The sequence below is a fragment of the Microbulbifer rhizosphaerae genome (assembly GCF_014191725.1).
GTDB classification, from domain to species: Bacteria; Pseudomonadota; Gammaproteobacteria; order Pseudomonadales; family Cellvibrionaceae; genus Microbulbifer; species Microbulbifer rhizosphaerae.
In genome coordinates, this window is sequence record NZ_JACHWZ010000025.1 from 39760 (window position 1) to 61960 (window position 22201).

11 protein-coding genes are annotated in these 22201 nt (G+C 55.9%); 4 read left to right on the plus strand and 7 right to left on the minus strand.

The window, feature by feature from the left end:
- Positions 1 to 71: 71 nt before the first annotated feature.
- The 4 genes from FHS09_RS19605 to FHS09_RS19620 form a co-directional block, all read right to left on the minus strand.
- Positions 72 to 821 (minus strand): thioredoxin domain-containing protein, encoded by a 750-nt coding sequence (locus FHS09_RS19605; RefSeq protein ID WP_183463093.1) that lies wholly within the window; start codon positions 819 to 821, stop codon positions 72 to 74.
- Between the two features lie 523 nt (positions 822 to 1344).
- Positions 1345 to 2259 carry a lysozyme inhibitor LprI family protein gene (locus FHS09_RS19610; protein WP_183463095.1) on the minus strand — a complete coding sequence of 305 codons (915 nt, stop codon included), beginning with the start codon at positions 2257 to 2259 and terminating at the stop codon, positions 1345 to 1347.
- Between the two features lie 92 nt (positions 2260 to 2351).
- Entirely contained in the window at positions 2352 to 3488 is a 1137-nt protein-coding gene (locus FHS09_RS19615) for a hypothetical protein (RefSeq protein ID WP_183463097.1), read from the minus strand.
- A 13-nt stretch (positions 3489 to 3501) separates the two neighbouring features.
- Positions 3502 to 9063: a thrombospondin type 3 repeat-containing protein gene (locus tag FHS09_RS19620; protein ID WP_183463099.1), complete on the minus strand. Its 5562-nt coding sequence runs from the start codon at positions 9061 to 9063 to the stop codon at positions 3502 to 3504.
- Positions 9064 to 9465: 402 nt separating this feature from the next.
- Here FHS09_RS19620 and FHS09_RS19625 point away from each other — a divergent pair, with 402 nt between their 5' ends.
- Both FHS09_RS19625 and FHS09_RS19630 read left to right on the plus strand, forming a co-directional pair.
- Positions 9466 to 12423 carry an FG-GAP-like repeat-containing protein gene (locus tag FHS09_RS19625; RefSeq protein ID WP_183463102.1) on the plus strand — a complete coding sequence of 986 codons (2958 nt, stop codon included), beginning with the start codon at positions 9466 to 9468 and terminating at the stop codon, positions 12421 to 12423.
- Positions 12413 to 14428 carry a multiheme c-type cytochrome gene (locus FHS09_RS19630; RefSeq protein ID WP_183463104.1) on the plus strand — a complete coding sequence of 672 codons (2016 nt, stop codon included), beginning with the start codon at positions 12413 to 12415 and terminating at the stop codon, positions 14426 to 14428. Before FHS09_RS19625 ends, FHS09_RS19630 begins: the two co-directional genes overlap by 11 nt.
- 317 nt (positions 14429 to 14745) lie before the next feature.
- Here the strand turns inward: FHS09_RS19630 and FHS09_RS19635 are convergent, their stop codons facing one another.
- Entirely contained in the window at positions 14746 to 15705 is a 960-nt protein-coding gene (locus FHS09_RS19635) for an AraC family transcriptional regulator (protein ID WP_221192145.1), read from the minus strand.
- A 374-nt stretch (positions 15706 to 16079) separates the two neighbouring features.
- Here FHS09_RS19635 and FHS09_RS19640 point away from each other — a divergent pair, with 374 nt between their 5' ends.
- Positions 16080 to 17222, plus strand: a complete 1143-nt coding sequence (locus FHS09_RS19640; protein WP_183463106.1) for an efflux RND transporter periplasmic adaptor subunit — start codon at positions 16080 to 16082, stop codon at positions 17220 to 17222.
- Positions 17223 to 17368: 146 nt separating this feature from the next.
- Entirely contained in the window at positions 17369 to 20572 is a 3204-nt protein-coding gene (locus FHS09_RS19645; protein WP_183463108.1) for a multidrug efflux RND transporter permease subunit, read from the plus strand.
- A gap of 128 nt (positions 20573 to 20700) precedes the next feature.
- Here the strand turns inward: FHS09_RS19645 and FHS09_RS19650 are convergent, their stop codons facing one another.
- Both FHS09_RS19650 and FHS09_RS19655 read right to left on the minus strand, forming a co-directional pair.
- Positions 20701 to 21744 (minus strand): DEAD/DEAH box helicase, encoded by a 1044-nt coding sequence (locus FHS09_RS19650; protein WP_183463110.1) that lies wholly within the window; start codon positions 21742 to 21744, stop codon positions 20701 to 20703.
- Positions 21741 to 22031, minus strand: a complete 291-nt coding sequence (locus FHS09_RS19655; RefSeq protein ID WP_183463112.1) for a hypothetical protein — start codon at positions 22029 to 22031, stop codon at positions 21741 to 21743. The genes FHS09_RS19650 and FHS09_RS19655 overlap by 4 nt, the downstream gene beginning before the upstream one ends.
- Positions 22032 to 22201 lie beyond the last annotated feature (170 nt).

The following is a 22201-nucleotide window of genomic DNA, read 5'->3' on the forward strand; positions in this document are numbered from 1 at the left end:
CAAAGTACAAGCGAGTTGGCAGAAAAGTTTGTTACCCGAAATATTCATCAGCAGAAAGACCTAATTCCGTTTTAGGAGTTATTGTTTAGAAATTTATCGATTACCCGCTCGAAGGCGGAAAATGGCTGGGCGCCGGCCAGAGGCACTACATCCACCAGCTTGTCGCCTTCGACTCGGCCGATGTAGAAGCGCGGTGTACCACTTACACCGATCTGCTGGCCGTAGGTAAAGTCAGCTTCCACCCGGTCGGCATTTTTTTTTGTATCTAGACACTCTACGAAGGAATCTCTATCCAGGCCCAGCTTGTCGGCCCCCTGGACGAACAGATCCCTGCCCAGATTTCTATTGGCGAACAGGAAGTGGCGCATTTCCCAGTATTTATCCTGATCACCGGCACAATGAGTGGCGAGGGCCGCGGGCCTGGCTTGGGCATGGAAACTGAGCGGGAAATCCCTGGCCACGTAGCGGAGTTTGCCAGTATCCAGGTATTTCTTCTTCAGCTCGGGAAAAACTTGCCGGTCGTGGCGCGCGCAAAAGGGACACTGGAGGTCGGAAAATTCGACTATCGCGATTTGCGCTTTTTCATTGAGGGATGGTGCGTCATCCAAACGAATATTAGTTACTCGATTCCCAGCTGAGCGGGAACGGCCTTTGGATAGCTCTGCCACATCCTCGCGTAGGGAACGGACTTCCTTCTTTAATTCCTGAAGCTGGACCAGAACCTCCTCCTGATACCATTTACTTTCCGTCTCATTATCAGTACAGCCCAATATTGAAACGCAAATGCACATCAAGTATACAAATTTCCTACCAAAGCTCACGAACACCCCCTAAACCGCGTAACCACAAAAAGCAACACTACTAGCGACGCCATCACACCAAAAGAAAAATAATTAGATATTCTTCCCAAATACAATTCCCCCTCCCCAGATAAGAGAAAGGTTGCAATCCCACCATTCGCTATAGATCTCAACCTTTTCTCATCGTAAAGCGAGTAATGCTTCTTAAAAAAGCAATGATTAACGGGGTAAAAACCAATAACAGGATTTCTCAAGAAGACAGCCTTTCCTTGCCACAAAACCTTAACATCGATACGCGAGACTCGCCCAGACCCAGTCCGGACGCATTCTCTTGCAATTTCCAGAACATCAACTTCAACGGACTTATATGGACCATGCTGATACTCATGCTTCCACACAATGATCCTGTCGACCGCAAAGAAAATCATCAACATAGAAATAACTGCACCAAGCACTCTTACCATAAGCCAGTCAATTAGTTCGTTATGTACTTTAAGAACCGCATCGTATCACCAGGAACACCAATACACATAAAAGGCTCCTATTAGTGAGTTGTATATCTGGTCATTTCCACCAGCGTATTTTCATTCCTGTCGTATATATACTCAATAAAGTGCATACCGTTAACTTCTCCCTTATGTCTGGCTTCCTCTGAATTGGTCCAAAAGACTAATTTTGACGTACCACCGAATGTGGTGCATTTATTCAAATCAGCTTCCTGCAGTTCTGAGCTTGGCATCTCTACTTTTTGCCCATTACTATCAAAGTATTCTCTTAAATACCGCCATTTTGCATCTAAGGAAATATAGAGCTCCCAGAACTGCGGGCAATACATATCGCCCCCAGATTCAACTCCGTGCAGACGGGCTGGGCCGTAATAAACCCTCATAGGCTTAATTCTATTGAAGTCATCGATACTGATGCCTGAATATCGGTCAGAAAACCTTTCCCCATTAACGAGGAAATCCTCTGCAATTTGGTTTAAATACTGGATCAACAACTCTGGTAAAAAATCTTCTTCTATATCACCATGAAATTCGAAATCGAAGGCGTGAGCTGGAGAATATTCAGGCAACTGTAGCGTGGGACCAGCAATGAATGTTTGCAGTTCTTTAATTCTGATTTCCATATATGTAGAAAGATTTGGGAAGGGTTTCTCTCGACCTCTGAGCCATTCTTTTTGATTTGCCTTCAATATTTCCCTTTTTTCAGCCGAAAGCACTTTCATCCCATAAAAATAGAGTTCTGAAATTTCTTGGTCCAGAGAACTTAGGTGAGATTGCGAACAAATTTCCTTCTCGGCTTTTGATCGTGCCAAATTACAATCGAAACTAGGGCCGGCGGCATTTGCAGCTAATGTGACAATCAAAAATATCATGCCCGCAAGATAGTTCATATTTTCCTTACTTGGTCTGCTCATACTGTTATGCGAAAATGTAGGGCATTGTTTTTTAATCATTGCAATTTTTTAGAACAAGAAATAACAAAAACTTAAAAAAGACACAACCAAAGAATTAATTACTTTCATTCAACCACCAAAAATAAGACGCCCTAAGCACCACAATCAAACTTAACTGAGAAGAAAAAATTCTTATCCTTTATTACAAAACCACTTGACTCTTTCTCAAGCTCAGACCCTGAAACCAAAACGATGACATCACCAACCTTGCCGACAACAGCTTCTCCAAAAACTAATCTGCCATCGCTAATCATGTCCGGGAAACGTTCTTCGCCCCTCCTATTTCCGTATGCAAAGAGATCTATCGACGGCTTACCATTATATTCACTTGGCATTGCTGTAAGATATCGCCCATCTTTACAGTCTTTTACCAACGGCGGATATAGACTATCCAGCTCGCGGCGCCCTACAACCACCAATTCCTCGTCCATAAAAACATATGTTGAAGATCTATCCAAAAAACCTTTTTTAACAACACCAACATATCCATATCCCGCACCAACCACAGATAACACATCTCCGGAAAATTCCTCCAACAATTTTAATCTCTTTAAAACCTCTCCCTTATAATTCAAAATAATCCCCCACCAGCTCTCTCTTTCTGCTGAGGCGCCAAGCACATTAATACTCTCACGCTCTAGATAAACTGAACTTGTAATCCACCCCGGATCCAAACTTGACAACTCTATAGACACATCTGGAGCAACCTTCTCGGCCACATCAAGCTTGGAATAGACCTCCAGCAAATCTATGCCTTCCTTTTGCCTCCGTAACACAAGTCGTTCACAGTTATAACCAGCCCAAGTAATACCATTTAACTTAGAAAAAACCCTCTTTCTTTCCTGCTTTGCATTGCTAAAAAAAATCTTGTTAAGGTACAACTCACCGCCCGTCAAGCGCTCCAGGAATATAATCTTCTCATCATCGATGCAACCCGGTTGGAAATCAGACACTTTCGGGGTTTGTGGCAGTTTTAGCCTTACAGCATTACCTTCTTTTATATAAAGCACTGAAGTGACTCTATTGTCTGCAGCAATATATGGCAGAATTGAGACCCCATGCTTTAGTGAAGTTATACGAAAGTGACCTATTTTTGCTTGGATTTTATTTTTTATACTTTCAGTGTTCAAAGCACCAATAGATGGAGAGTCTCTTCCCGATACTGGCACACCAAAACTGATCGTAAAAACCAAAATACAAAAATTAATTTTTTTTAATGATCTAAACATTTTTTACTCTTCATTATTCTGGACAGCACATACAGTATTGAGATTGACGCTCCTGATATGCAGAACTACCTGCATCCCAGTCTGACAGTACAGTAAAGTAAAAAGACGCAGCATCGAAGCAGTATTCACGTTCCTGTGCATAATCTAAACAATTATCTTCATCTTGATAGGGGCACTGATTTGGATATGAAGCCGCGCAAGTATTCCTCATACCACCTTCAAGAGCCTGATCGCAGCTCAACTGCGTTTTCCCACATGTTTGATAACAAATATCATGCAAATTGCATGGACGGGTAATATTCCCCGTGTTTCCGTTATCTACTGCTCCGACCACAGATCCCCATTCCGGGAGAGTAACGTACTTATCAAAGTTCTCTAGATACCTTGTTTCAATAACAGCATTTTCAACGTTATCTGGAGAATTGCTACAGCCATCTATTTGGTGATCCCTACCCTCATTTTGAGTTTTATTTGGGCACGAACTTTGCAGAGTTTCATAATCAACGGACGCAGCTATAGTTCCACCGTCAAAGCAGCATGACTGGCCATCGTTTGTTCTCACCCCATTCTTTGAGGAATCAGCTGCCGGACCGTCATCAGAGCATTTCTTGCACTCATATGCAGGGATCCCACTATCCTCAGAAGGCGTCTCACTTGACGTATATTCCTCAGTACCTTTCCCATCCTTACAGACAGGAGCTCGGCAATCGCCCGGCTTATCTTCAATGTCCGGAGTTTCTGTATCATCCCAAGGAGCGGGCTTACTTGGATCACAACTCGGATCAACACAATCGTTCGGCTTATCCTCTGGCTCGTCCTTTGGATCGAGGACTCCCTTACCCCCCCCACATGTCTCTCGGTAACAGTTCCCAGGTATTTGCGTCTCCGCTTCCCGGTCGGGCGCCAATATGCAATTAGTGCCATCACAATCGTGACAGTAATCGCAGTTGTTAGGCGTACCACTGCCACCTGGCTGAGCACCACAGTGCCAACCAGCCCGCACCACACCGACTCCAGGGTTGGAACGGATCACGGTACCGTCTTCACTGATGCTACCCAAACCGATGGCCACAAACTCCTCCAGATCATGATCAAAGGAGAACATCTCCACCTGCGCCCCTGGCGTATGCCCATCCACATTCGGCAGCGTCAACCGCGCCGGCGGATCGAACAGCGCATTGGTGGGCTGGATAGTGACGATAAACTGCGGCTGCATACCGTTCGGCGGCGTCATCGGCACCTTGGAGCTGTTGACCACTGTGACCGAAACATAGCCCTCCCTGGAGCCGTCCGGGAAGGTAACCGAGCCGGCGGGGATTTCCAGCTTGAAGCCGGGCACTTCCGGTAGAGTGAGCTCCACGTCCTCCTTGCCCGCCCAAACCGCATTCTCGGTATTCAGCTTCACCATATAGATGGGGGACGAAAGCGGGTTGTCCACGCCGGAGACGGTGACCAGGTTGTAGGCCAGCGCCGGGTATTCGCCTTCGACAGTGGTAGTGGAACCATCCGCGATCAGGTGCACCGGACCGGCGGGCACTTCGGTGATCTTGAACTGGCCCTCGGCGTCGGATACCGCCTGGCGGGTGGTGCCGTCCACGCGCACGGTGACGCCGGGCAGCGGGGTGTCCTGGTTGTCCATCACCACGCCGCTGATGGAGGTATCGCCCGCATCGCCCGGTTTGAAGGCGGAGGCGGTAAAGCCGGCGGTAATTGTCTGCTTTACGCCGTCAACCACCGGTGCATCCAGCAGTGTGGCTTTGACCCGCTGCTGATCCAGGCCGGTGACGCCGCCCATCATCAGATGGGCGCTGGCGCGGCCGTCGCCGTCGGTCTGGGTCTCGTAGACAGTGCTGTCGTTCTGGAAGTGGCCGCCGCCGTTCACCACCTCAAAGCGGATACGGGCATCGGGCACCACGTTGGCGCCCTCGTCGGTGACCACCACCACAAAGGGCGCGGGCAGCGGCTGGTGGGTGCCGCCGCGCTGGTTGTTGCCGCTGTTGACGCTGAGTTTGTTACCGATATTGCCCGAAGCAGAGGCGGAGAAGACGGCTTCGTCTCCGTAACCCACCACCCGCGCGCGCACCTTCTGGTTGCCGACGCCGGCACGCTGGCCGAGGCGGTAGCGGGTATAGGCTATGCCTTCGGCATCGGTTTTCGCCAGTACGCCGCGGCCTTCCAGTTCGGTGCCTATGCCGATGATGCCGGAGCCCTGGATTACCCGGAAGACAACATTTTTGTCCACTACCGGGTTGCCGCCGTTATCCAGCACTTTTACGGCCAGGGGCTCGGACAGCTCGGTATTAATCTTCGCGCTCTGGCCGTTGCCGGAAATAATTTCCAGGCGCTGGCCAGTCAGCGGTTCGTAGCTCAGGGTAAAGGTCTGGCTGGCACTGTTGCCCACTTGGTCGACCGCTTCTACGGTCAAGGTGTTTTCGCCTTCCTGCAGGGGGATATCCAGCGCCTGATAGCTGCGGTTCACGATACTGGCCGCCACGCCATTGACGGTGACTGTGGCTTCGTCCTCCTCGATGGTGCCGCGCACTATGTCGTTGATCAGGCCGGTTACCGATACCTTGTCGCTGTGCACCGTCTGGCCGTCTTCGTGGGAGTCCACGGTGATATAGGGCGGAGTCAAGTCCAAGGCCACGCTGATTGAGGCGGTAGAGACGGTACCGGTAGCGTCGACCATACGCGCCACTACGGTGTTGTGCCCCTCGTGCAGGGAAACCTGGGCGCTGAACTGACCGCCGCCATAAGGCACGGCCAGGCCGTTGACGGTGAAGGCCACCGCATCCGGGTCCACCACGCCAGTAACGGTGACGGGTGTGTGCCCGACGGTGGAGAGGGTTGCCGGGCTGTTGATCATCACTACCGGCAGCTTGTGGCGGGAGGGATCATCCGGGAAGGCGTCGCTGTCGTTTTCCACTCCGTCGCCGTCGCGATCGGTATCGGCGTTATCGCCGATGCCGTCTTCGTCCAGGTCGGCGCTTTCATTGGGGTTTTCCGGGAACAGATCCAGGTCGTTTTCGACTCCGTCGCCGTCGCGGTCGGTGTCTGCGTTGTCACCGGTGCCGTCGCCGTCCAGGTCGCTGGACTCTTCCGGGTCTTCGGGGAAGGCGTCTTCCAGGTCGATCACACCATCCTGGTCTGAGTCGCGCTGGCTGTTATCGCAGCCATCGGCTTCTACCGGGGTGCCGGGTACTGTATTGGGGCACTGGTCATCCGCATTCAGTATGCCGTCGCCGTCTGTGTCGAGCTGGCTGGGGGAGCAACCGTCGCCGTTCGCCGCTTCGCCGGCGGGCGTGCCTGGGCACTGGTCGAGGCTGTTGGCCACGCCATCGCCATCGTCGTCTCGCTGGGATTCAGAACAGCCTTCACTGTCGACGGCTTCGCCCGCAGGCGTATCGGGGCACAGGTCCTTGTCGTCGGCTACACCGTCGCCATCGCTGTCGATGCTGATTGCAACTGCGGCGGTCGCACTGTTGCCGGCCATATCGCTGACGGAGGCGGAGAGGCTGACCTGGCCCGCCGGTAAATCATTCTGCAGGGAACAGTTGGCGACCCCGTTTTCCAGCTGGCAGCTTGCGGCAAGCTGGATACCGTTGGCGGCGACACTCAGCGAAGTCGCATCCAGTATCAAATTGTCATTTACCGCCAGCAGGAGTTGCGGGCGGCGGTCCACCAGTGCCGCGCCGTTCGTGGGTGAAGTAAACGCGAGGCTCGGCGCCGTCTGGTCAATCTTGAGGGAGAGCTCGCTCTGCGCGCTGTTGCCGGCCTTGTCCTGTGCCGATGCGGAGACCACCAGTTGCTCACCTTCCTCCGCCATCGTCTTCGCTTGAGGGCAGGCGGCCACGCCACTGAGGGCATCGCTACAGGAATAGGTCAGGGTCACCGGTGCGCTGTGCCAGCCGGCGGCATTGGGCTCTGCGGAAAATTCTACGTCGAGTTGCGGCGGGGTCTTGTCGAGATTCAATACGAGGCTGGTGCCTCGGCCGTTGCCGGCCAGGTCCGATGCGCTGCCGGAAACCTCGCGGCCTTGCCCCTCTTCAGTAAGGGTCTGCGTCTCCGGACAGTTGACAATGCCACTCAGCGTATCGCTGCAATCAAAACTCACGGTCGCATCGCTGTTGTGCCAGCCGGCATCATTGGCAGCCGGCGACACCAGCGCGGAAATCAGGGGTGGGGTTTTGTCGATATTGAGGCGGGTGCTGACTGAACGGCTGTTGCCGGCGATATCTTCCGACAGGCCGGTAATCGCCAGGCCGGCCCCCTCTTGGGATACCGCCTGTGCATCGCTGCAGGAGGCGATACCGCTCAGGGCGTCGCTGCAGGCAAACTGCACGGCGACATCGGTGTTATTCCAGCCGGCCGCGTTGGCGGCGGGCGAGGCCTGCACACTGATTTCGGGTGGCGTGAAGTCGATGTTGACGGGGGTTACCGTTTCGACGGTATTGCCGGCTTTGTCCCGTGCAGTTGCGGCCACAGCCTGGTCGCGCCCCTCGCTTTCCAGCAAACGCTCCTGGGGGCAGCTGAGTACGCCGCTCAATGCATCACTGCAGCTGTAACTGAATGTCACCGCACTCTTGTGCCAGCCGGCGGCATTGGCCTCCGGCGCAGTGCTTGCAACCATTTCGGGAGCCGCCTTATCCAGGCTGACGCTGGCGGTGACACTGGCGGTGTTCTGGGCCAGATCCACCGCGGAGCCGCTAACCTGCTGGTCCGCGCCCTCCTCACTGACGACGACCGGTTCGGAGCAGTTGGCAATGCCACTCAGCGCATCACTACATATAAAAGAGACCGTGGCATCACTATTGTGCCAGCCCTCTTCGTTGGCGGGCGGCACTATCTCAGATTCTATCTGCGGTGCATCGCTGTCCAAGCCCACCACTTCGATGCGCAGGCCGCTGCCCGGGCGGCCATTGATTTCCACCTGCAGGCTGTTGGTTTCGTTCAGCGATACGGCAAATTCGAAGAAGTCCTTCCGCCGCTTGGAGCCCCACCAGTTGGAAAAGCCCCACCAGCCGCGGGCAAAGTCCCGAGGGCCGAGCATCTGGCGACCGTTGAGCAGTACACGCCCGGCGACAACCCGCCGGGTATCTTCCGGTCCGTTATATACACGCAGAAGGTAAATATCCCCAACAACCGGCGCAGGGAAGCTGCGCTCGGCCCGGTAGGGACCCATATGCTTCAGCAGCTTGTGCAGCCAATCGGAATCGGTCCAAAGCCAGTCGAGGCCGGCAGCGCCGGCCTTTTTCTGTACGCCCCGTCCTCGGCCGAAAGTGGATTTTCCGGAATTGCCGTACCCTGCGTGCAACAGGGAAAGCGGGTTGTCCTGGGCTGCACCTGCCGAAAACTTGTGCAGGTCTTTTCCGTCAAAAGGAAAGAAATGATCCCGGACAAACAGCTCTGGGCCGTAGACTTGAAACTCGCCGGGCTCGGCCGCTGCTGCCGGTACAGACACCGCCAACACAATCGCAATCAGGCACTGCTGTAGAGCGGCCAGTTGCTGTTTTCTGGTGGATGGAAAGCCCGCGAAGAAAGAGCCGAAGAAGCGGCAAAAATAAGCTAGATACATAGGCCTACAAGCTGTTGTCCTTATACAGCGGGAACAGCGAACAGACCCAGTCGGGTAGACCCCACGCCCCCACCAACCCAAAACAAATCCTGCGCACCGAATTGGGGCGCAAAAAATAGTTATCTACAAGGTTTGTGGCGCTGTTTACAGAGAGGATTCGTGTAAGGTGTACGCGCTTTTACCAATCCCGACTGGTGAGCCGACCAGCAATCCTTTGAACAATTCACGTTGCCGCAGCCTGAGAAAGCCGCCCCCAAAGCCTGCTCTCCCCGCCGGTCTGCAACGGGTTTGTTCTTGTCTTTATCGCAATGAAGCGGCGATACTATAGCATTGAGAATTCATAGACAAATTTAATGGAACCTGTTCGATGTTTTCAGGGCGTCCAGAGCTTAATTGGAACAAATGTACAATCTAATAGACCCTGGGCGTCAGTTGGTTACAACCCCGCTGATCAGTCTTGTTATTGGGGCAGTGTTAACGATTTGCTTAATTCATGGTCAATCTTCCTCTTCTCAGCCGCTGTCGGAGTTGTCCAGTGCCAAGTCGAAGGAAAGCACAAATGAAAATCGCGCAGAAAACATACAAGAAAACTCAATTCGTCCTCCCGTTCTGAGCGAAGAGGCACTACTGCGCGGTCTCGACTTTTCTCACTTGCAGCAGAGCCACGGCATTACAGGCCTGGATGAGACACTCGGCAGCGGCATCTGTGTGCTGGATTTCAATAACGACAACCGCCCCGACCTCTTCGCCGTGGGTGGAAGCGGCCACACCCGCTTTTACGGCCGCAACTCCTGGTGGTCGCAAAAGCAAGGCAGCCGCCTCTATCAAAATGACGGTCGCGGCTATTTCAAAGATGTTACGCAGAAGATCGATCTGCAGCCGGATCTTTGGGGCATGGGGTGCAGCGCTGCCGATCTGGACAGCGACGGCTTCAGTGACCTGGTTGTGACATCCAGAGATGCCGTCTATCTTTTGCACAATCGAGGGGGCGGGCGCTTTAAAACTGCAATGCTCTATCAGAGTGATTCCGGCTGGCCCACCAGTGTAGCCATCGCCGATATCAACAACGACGATCTCCCGGATATATACGTAGCCAATTACCTCGGTTACAACAAAACCGCCAAACATTTCGAGGGTATCAGCGGCTACCGACAGGCGACGCCAGCCAGCTTCCAGCCAAATTTTTACCAGGGGCGAAGCAACTTACTGTTTCTCAACAAGGGAGAACTGACATTCGAGGAGTCGGCGGCAATATTTAACTTAGATGTCAGTGAGGGAAGGAGCCTCTCCGCACACTGGCTACATGCGAACAATGATGCCTATGTCGACCTGTTGATAGTCAACGGTCTCGGCTCCACTACCCAACTGTATATCAACCAACGCGGTCAAAAGTTCGCCAAAGCGGATCTGTCCCGTCATCTGGACCTACCGAGCGGGACCCGCAGCGCCGCGATCAATGATTTTGACGGCGATGGGGATGCCGATATCGTTCTGTCGACCACAACCGGAGAGAGCCCTGCCCTGCTTGTAAATACCGGGAATGAGTACATCAATGCAACCTGGAAGCAGCTGGACTCCCCCGGAAAACTAACCGGAATGTCGAGTTACGGCATCGACCTAGTCGATATCAACAATGACGGATACCCGGACCTACTCTTTGGCAATGGCTTCCACGGCCCCGATGGCGATTCCTATTATGTCCCTCAGGGGCAACCAAACCTGCTAGCACTGAATGACGGCAAGGGGCGTTTTACTCCTTGGATCCCAGACCCACAGCCATTTAGCGAAACTCTGTCGAGCCGTAGTCTGGTAGCTGCCGATTTCGACAGCGATGGCGATAGCGACTTTGTAGTCAGCAACAACAATGGCCCGTTACAGCTATTTGTTAACAACACGCCTAATCCGCGATGGATCGGCTTTGACTTTAGCTCCGCGGATTATTTGCGGGCGTTAAAGGTTACGCTGAACACCAACCAGCGCGCCCTAACCCGCTTCATTAGTATCGGTACATTTCTTGGAAACCGCAGTTCAAAAATCAGCTTTGCCCTGGATATCGACGAGTCTCCTGCTTCCGCCATTATTTATTGGCGCGACGGATCAGTTACCCGGGAAAACAGCCCGGGGCTTGACCGGTACCATCTGATTCGGCAAGGAAAATTCTCCAGTAGTTATGGGAAAAAGACAGAAACACCATTTCGGCCTTTACCCTATAAGCTGGCTATCTGGAAAATCATCGGCGGCAAGGCAGAGTCAGAGGAGCTCGCAAGAAGCTTTCTCACTTACGAGATAGCGGAACGACGGAGCATTCTGGATAAAATTGACGAACACGGGCCAGAAACCCACCTCCCCACCATAAAACTGGCGCTGGAAGATAAAGCCAAGGATATAGTAATCAGAGCGATAAACTTGCTCATTCGCACTGAGAATGATAACAGCCTGCACTGGCTTGAGCCGCTACTCTCCCGCTCTGAACCGGATATCCTTTGTGCAATTGCGGACGGTTACCGACACCTCTATATTGAAGAGGAGGCGGCAATACTGCGTAAGAATCTGGGGGTTAGCAGGCTGATCCGATTGCTGGAGCACGCATCCGGCGAAGTACAGAGCTGTGCGCTTGGAGCCCTCGGGGAGAGCAAAAGCTTCCGCCCGGTCAGCCCGATTATTCAACTACTCGACCGCACTTTTGATCCGGACGTCATGCAGAGTGCATACAATGCGCTGGGGGAATTGCGCCGTACCCACAGCGCAAAAACATTAAGGCTGCACCTGACAGATAAAGATCAACACAGAAAGCTGGAGCTTGCACTGCGGAAAACTGAAGGGAAAGTGAAACACGACGTAAAGGAAATGCAGTCTGAGCATAAATCTCCCAGTAACCAACCCCCAAAAACTGCCAAATACCTGGCCGGATCATGTATCCATCTCGACAATAACAAACTGAAGAAGCTGCATCCAAAACAACTGGCCAGTCTGTTTGGCGCCTGCAGCAGACCGCAGTTAGACCGGTGGTTTATGGACAACCTGGCCTTCTGTGGAGATAATTATTCTTTATTTCTCGACAACAGATGGATCCCGGCACCAGTTATCAGCACCCTACTCAGATCGCTATCCACAAACCCACCAGCGGGTTTTATCGATTTAATACATACCAGAATAAGAAATAACGGCAGGTATAGGCCAGTCCTGATTTCCAGCCTTGGGGGATATCCAGTGGACGACTCCGTCTATAAAACCCTCGAGCAAATATTCAAGGATGAAGAAGAGCCAAAAGGATTACGGATTCTCGCTGGAGATATCCTGATCAATCACAATAGCGACCTGGTATTGAGCTATAGCGAAGCACTATTTTATGACCAATAAGCTTTCACTACTTGACAGAGAGACCCTTGCCTTTAGATCCCTGGTTGCCACACTGATCATTTGCAGTCTTTCCGGGCTGGCTATTTTTATCCTACCAAAACATATGGCAGGCAATCAGTTGAACATACTTGCGCATGTGGTAGTGGGACTATCTTTTTCCGTTCTCGTGCTGGCCTACAGCTTCGTTCACTTCAAGCGCACTCTCGGCATCCGAAAACCACTGCTTATCCTCAGTGGAATCCTGGCGATAGCAACATTAGCAGCTTACTTGTATACCGGCTTCTACCTGGCCATCAATGGACATAGAGAAACCAGTTCCCATATCGGGCATTGGCATATGGTTGGGAGCCTGGTAATTATCGCCCTGATAGCTCTGCACTTGGCACTGCATAGGGTTATAAAATATCGCACGCGAACGGAAGATAACCGCGCCCATACCTACAGCTGGCACTCCCTAACTTATGGGCTAAAATGGGCTGCCGCCTATCTCTTCGTCATTTTTATCGCATCGGCAGCCTACGCTTTGTTCGACAAACCGCTAGCGGTTAAGAGCATCTCCGACAACTATGCCACGCCTTATGGTGACCATCCCTTCCGGCCGAGCCAGGCAGAAACAGTTAGCGGGGGCTTTATACACGAGAAGCAAATCGCCGGAGCCGCGCAGTGCGCCTCCTGCCATCAGGATATTGCCCGGCAGTGGTACAGCTCCGTGCATCGTCAGGCTGCATCTGACCCGGTCTATGCCCGCAACGTCTCTCTCCTCGCAGCTGAAAGGGGCATCGCTGCCACGCGCTACTGTGAGGGTTGCCATACCCCCGTAGCACTGCTAACCGGCGAACTGACACCGGGCGGCAAACACGGGGGAGTTCCGGGAACAAGCGGTCACGCCGAAGGGGTGACCTGCCTCAGTTGCCACGCCATGGCCGACACAGTGCATCTGGACGGCGTTGCCAGTTACCTGTACCGGCCGCCGCACCCCTATCTGTTTGGCAACAGCGATTCGGCAATTCTGCGCGGAATCAGTCAGTATCTGATTAAAATCTCTGCCGACCAGCACAAGCGGGATGTAGCTGCTCCGGTCCTACGCGAGGCGAGGCACTGCGCCACCTGCCACACCCAATTTATGGACAAGGACATAAACAATTGGGGATGGGTAAAAATGCAGGACGAGTACTCGGCTTGGCTAAGCAGCCCATTCTCACGGCAGCACCAACAGACTTTCGCCACCGATAATATGACGCGTTGCCAGGATTGCCATATGCCTCTCGTTAAAGCGAACGACCCCTCCGCCAATGCCGAAGGAATGATTCGTTCCCACCGCTTCCTTGCCGCCAATACCATGTTGCCGCTGATATCCGGGGATACGGAGCAACTGGAACTCACCAAAAAGTTTCTGCAGAGCAATAAGCTGCGCGTCACCATCGAGAAACCCAACCGACAGAAGGCGCTGCAAACAGAAGTGAGCCTGGATGAGTCACTGCGCAAACACCAGGAAACGCCCTATTACCATTACCTGGGAGAAACGGTAACTCTCAAGGTGCTAGTCAACAATATCGGAGTGGGACATGAATTCCCCGGGGGAACTATCGACCTCAACCAGGCCTGGGTCGAACTCCTGGTGCGCGATGCCACCGGCAAGGCTGTCTATTCCAGCGGAACCCTGTCCGAGGATGGCTACCTGGATCAAGACGCACATATATATCGCAGTATTCCGGTGGATCGTCACGGCAAACAAGTCTGGACTCACGAACTGTTTAATATGGTGGGAGAGACTTACAAGAACGTAATCGCGCCTGGTGGTTCCGACATAGCTGAATATCAGTTTGAGGTGCCGAGCTGGGTCAAGGGTCCGCTGGTGGTTGACGCAACGGTCAAATACAGAAAGCTCAATCAACGCTATGCCAAATGGGCTCTGCAGGACAAATACCAGGAACTTCCCGTGGTCGATATGGCCAGGGATACCCTGGTGCTGGATATCCTGCACGAGAAAGAAGTAACGAACTGATTTCGGAGACTGCCGGCGGGAATGACCCTCTGCTGTTCGCCTGGCAGATTTTTGCGCTCAACCGCTCCACATGTTCGCGGCGCCTTCGGCCCTCTGCCGATTTGTATCCACCCCCTCGGTGACAACCTCGTAGGGTGCGCCGTGCGCACCATCCTGGGTCTGGTAAGGACTTCTTCCCGCGTCTCCGGTGCGTACGGCGCACCCTGTGGGAGCCTGCCCTGCAGGCGATTAGGATGTGCGCGGAGAATCAAACCAATCGCCTGCAAAGGCAGGCTCCCACATCACGGGTTTTCGAATTCAGTTTGAGCAGGCCCCGATCAGGCTGACACCCGCTGCTCCCCGCGCAATTTACTTACATCCGCCCGCGGCGGCGCGCCGAACATGCGGCTGTACTCGCGGCTGAAATGGGACGGGCTCTCGTAGCCCACCCGATAGCTGGCGGAGGCCGCCTCCAGCCCCTCGGCCAGCATCAGCCGGCGCGCTTCGTGCAGGCGCAGTTTTTTCTGGAACTGCAACGGCGACATGCGCGTGACCTGCTTGAAACTGTGGTACAGGGACGACTCGCTCATATTGGCCTCCCCCGCCAGATCGCGAATGCGCAGCGGCTCGGAGAAGCGGTCTTTGAGCAGGGCGATCACCCGCGAGATACGGTTGGCCTGGCTGTCCGCCACGGCGAACTTGCGCATGCGCGCACCCATCTCGCCCATCAGCGCGCGGTAGAGGATTTCCCGGCGCGCCAGCGGCGCCAGTATCGGCGCATCCGCCGGGGTTTCCAGCAACCCCACCAGACGGTTTACCGCCTCCAGCATGCCAAGATCCATCTGCGCGACGCACAGGCCGCAGGAGACTTCCGGGCAGGTGAACGCCGGATCGAGTTCCGGGGCCTTGTCCCCCAGGTCCAGCACCAGGTCGGTCACCTCCTGCGGGTCCACCACCAACTTCACCGCCAGGTAGGGCTCCTCGGGGGAGGCCTCCACCACCTGCGCCACCACCGGCAGGTGCACCGAAGAGGCCAGGTAGCTCGGGGAGCCGTAGGAGATTTCCTTGTCTCCCAGCTGCAGGGTTTTGCTGCCCTGCACGATAAAGCCCAGGCAGGGTTCGTATACCGAAGAGGTACAACTGGTCGCGGTATCGGAGCGGATCAACCCCACGCCGTCCAGGGCCGAATACTGCATTCCCTGCTCCGGCGTCCACTGCTGTATTCTGTGCGCGAGCTTCCTGCGCACCGCCTCGATATCCGCTTCCCCCGCGCCGACTTGCCTGTGCTCCACAGCCATAACCAACTCCTCACCGCCCGGTCATCACCGGGCATTTACCAACCCAACCATACCGGCGGCCAGTATACGGAGTTTTGGGCAACCCTCTTAGACTTTTGCAGAATTAGGCAATCACCCTGCAGCAATGTGCAATCCACCCGTATCCCGCCAACTATTGGTGCGACTGGGTTTCACGGGCACAGTTTTGCAACAATTGCGCAACTGGGTGCCAGCCCAACTCAACCCGGAAAAGCCTCTCAATACCGCAAAACAGGATTAGGCAATCACTGCACAGTAACCGGATACCGCCCCACCACCCTTCACCGGTATGGTTACCGTCCATCAGGAGAGAAGCCCCTTTCCACTCTTCCGTAACCCAGGGAGTTAATTTTGTTATGGTGAGAATTCTGAAAACCACTTTACTGGTTCTGGCTGCAACCGCACTGGCGGCATGCGGTGCCGATAAGCAGGGCGCCCGGCAGGCGCCGCCACCGGTGGTGGAAGTTGCCCAGGTGCTGGCTGAGCCGGCCACGCTCTGGAACGATTTCACCGGCCGGGTGGCCGCACCGGAAACGGTGGAGCTGAGGCCCCGGGTCAGCGGCTATCTCGAGCAGGTCGCCTTCACCGAGGGTGAACTGGTACAGCGCGGCGATCTGCTGTTTTCCATTGATCCCCGCCCCTACCGCGCCCGCGAGCGCGCGGCGCAGGCGGAACTGGCCAGCGCGCGCAGCCAGCTGACCCTGGCCCGGAGCCAGGCCGAGCGCGCACAGCAATTGCTGAAAAGCCGCGCTATTTCCCGCGACGAATTCGACCGGCGCAACGCCACGCGGGATTCCGCCAAGGCGGCGGTGGATGCCGCCGAAGCGGCGCTGGAAAACGCCCGTCTGGATCTGCAGTACACCCAGGTCGAGGCGCCGATCAGCGGCCGGGTCGGGCGCGCCTTTATCACCCGCGGCAACCTGGCCAGCGCAGACCAGACTCTCCTGACCACGCTGGTTTCAGTCGACCCCATGTATGTGTATTTCGAGAGCGACCAACAGACCTTTGTTGCCAGCCGCAGCTTTTTCACCCCCGAGCAGCATCCGGAGGTACGGGTGGGGCTGGCCGGGGAGCCGGGCTTTCCCCACCGCGGGCAGCTGGATTTTATCGACAACCGCCTGAACAGCCACACGGGGACCATACAGTTCCGCGCGGTAATCCCGAACCCCACCGGCACCTTCAAGCCCGGCCAGTTCGCCCGCGTACAGATGCCCACGGAGCAGTTGAGCCGCGCGGTGCTGGTCAACCGAAAGGCGGTGCTCACCGACCAGGACCGCCGCTTCGTGTATGTGGTGGACGGGGAAAACCGCGTGGCCCGCCGCGAGGTGGAGGCCGGGCCGCAGATGGATGAGCTGGTGGTGATCCGCCGCGGCCTGGATTCCGGCGAGCGGATAGTCGTCAACGGCCTGCAGAAAATCTTCGCCGCCGGTGTGCAGGTGGAGCCGCAGCTGGTGCAGATGCGCGCGCAGGATTCCGACCGGCAGTTGGCCGCGCGCTAGCTTCCAAACATTCTTTCTGTAGAAGCGGCCGTTGGCCGCGATCGGACTTCGAATGATCGACAAAGCCGATCGCGGCCAACGGCGGATGGCCGCCCCGCCGCTCCTACAGTGGTGCACAATCTCTGAAATTCATTGAGGGGAACTGCGTGAATTTTTCCCGTTTCTTCGTCGACCGGCCCATTTTCGCCTCGGTACTGTCGATTATTATTTTTGTGGTGGGCCTGATCAGTATTCCGCTGCTGCCCGTCAGCGAATACCCGGAGGTGGTACCGCCCAGCGTGGCGGTCACCGCCAGCTATCCCGGCGCCAACCCGAAAACCATTTCGGAAACCGTCGCCACGCCGTTGGAGGAGGCCATCAACGGCGTGGAGAATATGATCTATATGAAATCCGTCGCCGGCAGCGACGGCACATTGTCGCTCACGGTAACTTTTAAACTGGGCACGGACCCGGACTTGGCCCAGGTGCAGGTGCAAAACCGCGTGTCCCAGGCGTTGCCGCGGCTGCCGGAGGACGTGCGGCGCCAGGGCGTCACCACACAGAAGCAGTCCCCCAACCTGATGATGGCGGTGCACCTGCTGTCGCCAGACGACCGCTTCGACGCCACCTATATCCGCAACTACGCGGTGCTGCATATCCGCGACGAACTGGCGCGTATTCCCGGCGTCGGCCAGGCGGGACTGTTCGGTTCCGGCGACTACGCCATGCGCCTGTGGGTGGACCCGCAGAGAGCCACGGCGCTGGGCGTCACCTCAGCGGATATCGTCAGCGCCGTGCGCGAACAGAATGTGCAGGTGTCCGCCGGACAGATCGGCGCCCAGCCCATGCCCGGGGAAAACGACTTCCTGATTTCCATCAACGCCAAGGGCCGGCTGGAGAACGCCGAGGAGTTTGGTGATGTGGTGCTGAAGACCGGCGGCGACGGCGAGATCACCCGCCTGCGCGACGTGGCGCGTATAGAGCTGGCCTCTTCCCAGGATGCGCTGCGCGCACTGCTCAACGGCCGCCAGGCGGTGGCGCTACCGATTTTCCAGGCGCCCGGTTCCAACTCCCTGGAAGTTTCCCGCGCGGTGCGGGAAAAAATGAACGAACTGGACGAGCAGTTTCCCGAAGGGCTGGACTGGGAGATCGCCTACGACCCCACGGTTTTTGTCAGCACGTCCATCAAAGCGGTCATTAAAACTCTGCTGGAAGCGGTGCTGCTGGTGGTGCTGGTGGTGATTCTGTTCTTGCAGACCTGGCGCGCCTCGCTGATTCCACTGCTGGCTGTGCCGGTGTCGATTATCGGCACCTTTGCAGTACTGCTGGTGCTGGGTTTTTCCATCAACACATTGACATTATTCGGCATGGTGCTGGCCATCGGTATCGTGGTGGACGACGCCATCGTGGTGGTGGAAAACGTCGAGCGCAATATCGAAGAGGGGCTGATTCCGCTGGCCGCGGCACACCAGGCGATGCGCGAAGTGAGCGGACCCATCGTCGCCATCAGCCTGGTGCTCTGCGCGGTGTTCGTACCCATGGCGTTTCTCGACGGCGTCATCGGCCAGTTCTATCGCCAGTTCGCCATGACCATCGCGATTGCCACGGTGATTTCCGCGATCAACTCGCTGACCCTGTCGCCGGCACTGGCGGCGACACTACTGAAACCCCACGGCGCCGCGCCGGATCTGCCGGCGCGGATTATCGATCGTTTGTTCGGCTGGATCTTCCGTCCGTTCAACCGCTTTTTCCAGCGCAACGCCGAGCGCTACCAGGGAATGGTAAGCCACAGCCTAAGCCGTCGCGGCCTGGTGTTTGGCATCTACGCGCTGCTGCTCGCCGGCACGGTATTTATGTTCAACCAGGTGCCCGGCGGCTTTATTCCCACCCAGGACAAAACCTATCTGGTGGGCAGCATCCGCCTGCCGGAGGGCGCCTCGCTGGACCGCACCGAGGAAGTCGCTCGCAGGGTGACCGAGCTTGCGCTGGAAACTGAAGGGGTTTTCCACGCGGCTGGGTTCGTGGGCTTCAACGCGCTGCAGCGCACCAACACGCCGAATGTGGGCACGGTGTTTGTGCTCTTCGACGATTTCAGCGAGCGTGATCGCAGCGCGCAGGAAATTGCCGCGGAACTGAATGGCAAACTGGCACAGATCAAAGAGGGCTTCGCCGTTACCTTTATGCCGCCGCCCATCTTCGGTCTGGGCGCCGGTTCCGGCTATTCCCTCTATGTCCAGAATCGCCGCGGCGCTGTACAGGACCGCCCCGGCGCCGGCTACGGCGCGCTGCAGACCGCCACCAACCAACTGGCCGGCGCGCTTAGCCAGTCACCGGGCCTCAGCTACCCGTTCAGTTCCTACCAGGCCAATGTGCCGCAGCTGGATGCGGAGGTGAACCGGTTGCAAGCCAAGGCGCAGGGCGTGCGCCTGGATGACCTGTTCGGCACTCTGCAGCTGTATTTTGGTTCGCTGTATATCAACGATTTCAATTTATTCGGCCGCACCTACCGGGTCATGGCCCAGGCGGACGCGCCCTTCCGAGATGAGGTGAGCGATATCGACCACCTCTACACCCGCAACGACCGCGGCGAAATGGTGCCCATCAATACCATGGTCACCCTGCGCCAGAGTTTCGGCCCGGACCCGGTGATCCGCTACAACGGCTACCCGGCGGCAGACCTGATCGGCCAGTCGGACCCGGCGAAGCTGTCCTCAAGCCAGGCGCTGGCGGCAGTGGAAAAAGTGGCGGAACAGACGCTGCCCAGCGGCATGAATATCCAGTGGACCGACTTGAGCTTCGAACAGGTCACCCAAGGCAATGCGGCCATACTGGTCTTCCCCTTGGCCCTGCTGCTGGTGTTCCTGGTACTCGCCGCACTCTATGAGAGCTGGGTTCTACCGCTGGCGGTAATCCTGATCGTGCCCATGTGTATGCTGGCGGCGCTGTTCGGCGTGTGGCTAACCGGCGGCGACAACAACGTGTTCGTACAGGTGGGCCTGGTGGTACTGATGGGGCTGGCGTGCAAGAACGCCATCCTGATCGTGGAGTTCGCCCGCGAACTGGAGATCAACGACGGTTTCGACCCGATGCGCGCGGCCCTGAAAGCTTGCCGCCTGCGCCTGCGGCCGATCATCATGACCTCGGTGGCGTTTATCGCCGGCGTGGTGCCGCTGGTGCTGGCCACCGGCGCCGGAGCCGAAGTGCGTAACGCCATGGGCATCACGGTGTTTACCGGTATGATCGGCGTGACCCTGTTCGGGCTGCTGCTGACGCCGGTGTTCTATGTGGCCCTGCGCAAGCTGGCGGGACACAGCCGCGGCACTGGCGAGCCGGCGCAGCTGGAGCAGGTTGCGGTTGCGGTGCAAAACTGAGTGGCACCTGTGGCACTCAGTTAAGGGATGGACGGGCCTGCTACTGAGGGCTTTTTGCGGACTATGGCGAAAGGGACCTCGCTGACAAACCACGTAATCACGGCGTGCCTCGCAAAAAGCTCCCGGTATCAGGCCCTTTGCAGAAATCCAATTATTTTACTCACGCACCCGGACCTGTCGCTTTCCCACTGCCGGTACGACAGGGGAATCACATGAATACCGGCGCGGTACAGGGTTTTATAGGTCTGCACGCTGAAGTGCTCCAGGAACTCCCCGGGGTAGCCGATCAGGTCGATACCGACTATCTTCCCTGCCCGCTCGCAAACCACATCGATCTCCTGGCCCGCTATGGTGAAACCGATCCAGATATTTATGTCTTTCTCCTCCAGCCGATCCTTCACCTCCCCGGAGAATTGGCACAGGATATCCTCCGTGGAGAAATTCCTGTTTCCAAAATGATTGAAGGATAAGTATCGGCGCAGCAGGTTCTCCGAAGGTAGCGAGGCCTCATCGATAGAGTGCACAACAACCTGTCGCTCCTTGGCCCGGATTATGGAGACATTGAAGACGTCTTCCCTGTTCAAATAGACCGCCGCCCTGGCCGACTCATTGTCGATCGACAGGGAAATCAACATCACATCCCGCTCTTCTCCTTGGAATCCATAGGGCGTGGAAACCCGCACGAGGAAATCCCGCAAGGTATCGAGCGAAACCGCCTTCCTGATCTCCCGATCTAGGAATTCGGCCTGCTCGCGGAAAGGGGAAAGCACACCGATCGTGGGCTTTACCGGTGACGCCCGGTATTTTTCTATATGGGCCCGAACCTCCTGTACTAAGTAGTCCCGCTCCGCGGAATTTCTTCCGGTGGAAGTTCGACGGCCCTCGATCTTCACAAACTCCAGGGCCGACGACTGCGAGGTTCCCGGTCTGGACTGCATTACCTTCAAACGGCTCGCGTAAAACTGCCGGTTACTGAAGGCGATCAGTTCAGGCCTGCTCCGATAGTGCTCATCCAGCAGGGTCACCGCATCCTGGGTGGCAATGCAGTCCGATGCCAGGTCCAGCAGGGACTGGTCCCGATAGCTGTAGCCGGACTCGAGCGTTCCTTCGAAGCCGCAATCCCGCCAGATGCCCTGTTGTCGGGCTCCGGAAAGAAAGGAAACATGTTTCAACTGCTTCCCGTCCCCAACCACAACTGCGCGCCTGGCTCCAGCATATCCGGCTCGCTGATTCCTCTCTCTGGAGGGCAGGAGCTGCCGCCCAGCAAGATTTCCAGCGGACTCGAATACTTCTCCGCTTCGACAAGCAGGGATAGTTCGTGCAAAACACCCCGGACTCCCCGGGACCGATCGGCCAGAATCAGGCTACAGGCACTGGTCACCAGCAACCGGCTTTCCCCCGACCTCTCCGCCAGGATCTGCCCATCGGCGAGGATCGGCCAGCGGCCGAGTTCCTCCACCTCGTCAACCAGGGTATATTTCTGCAGCCAATGGGATATATCGGCGATACAGCCGGCGGTAAGGGGCCACTCCAGGTCTAGTGTGGTGTAAGGTACTAATTGTGTATATCAGAGCCCCCCAAATTGTTCACAGTTAGGCGCAGCTCGCAGGGAATGGTCATTCCATTTTC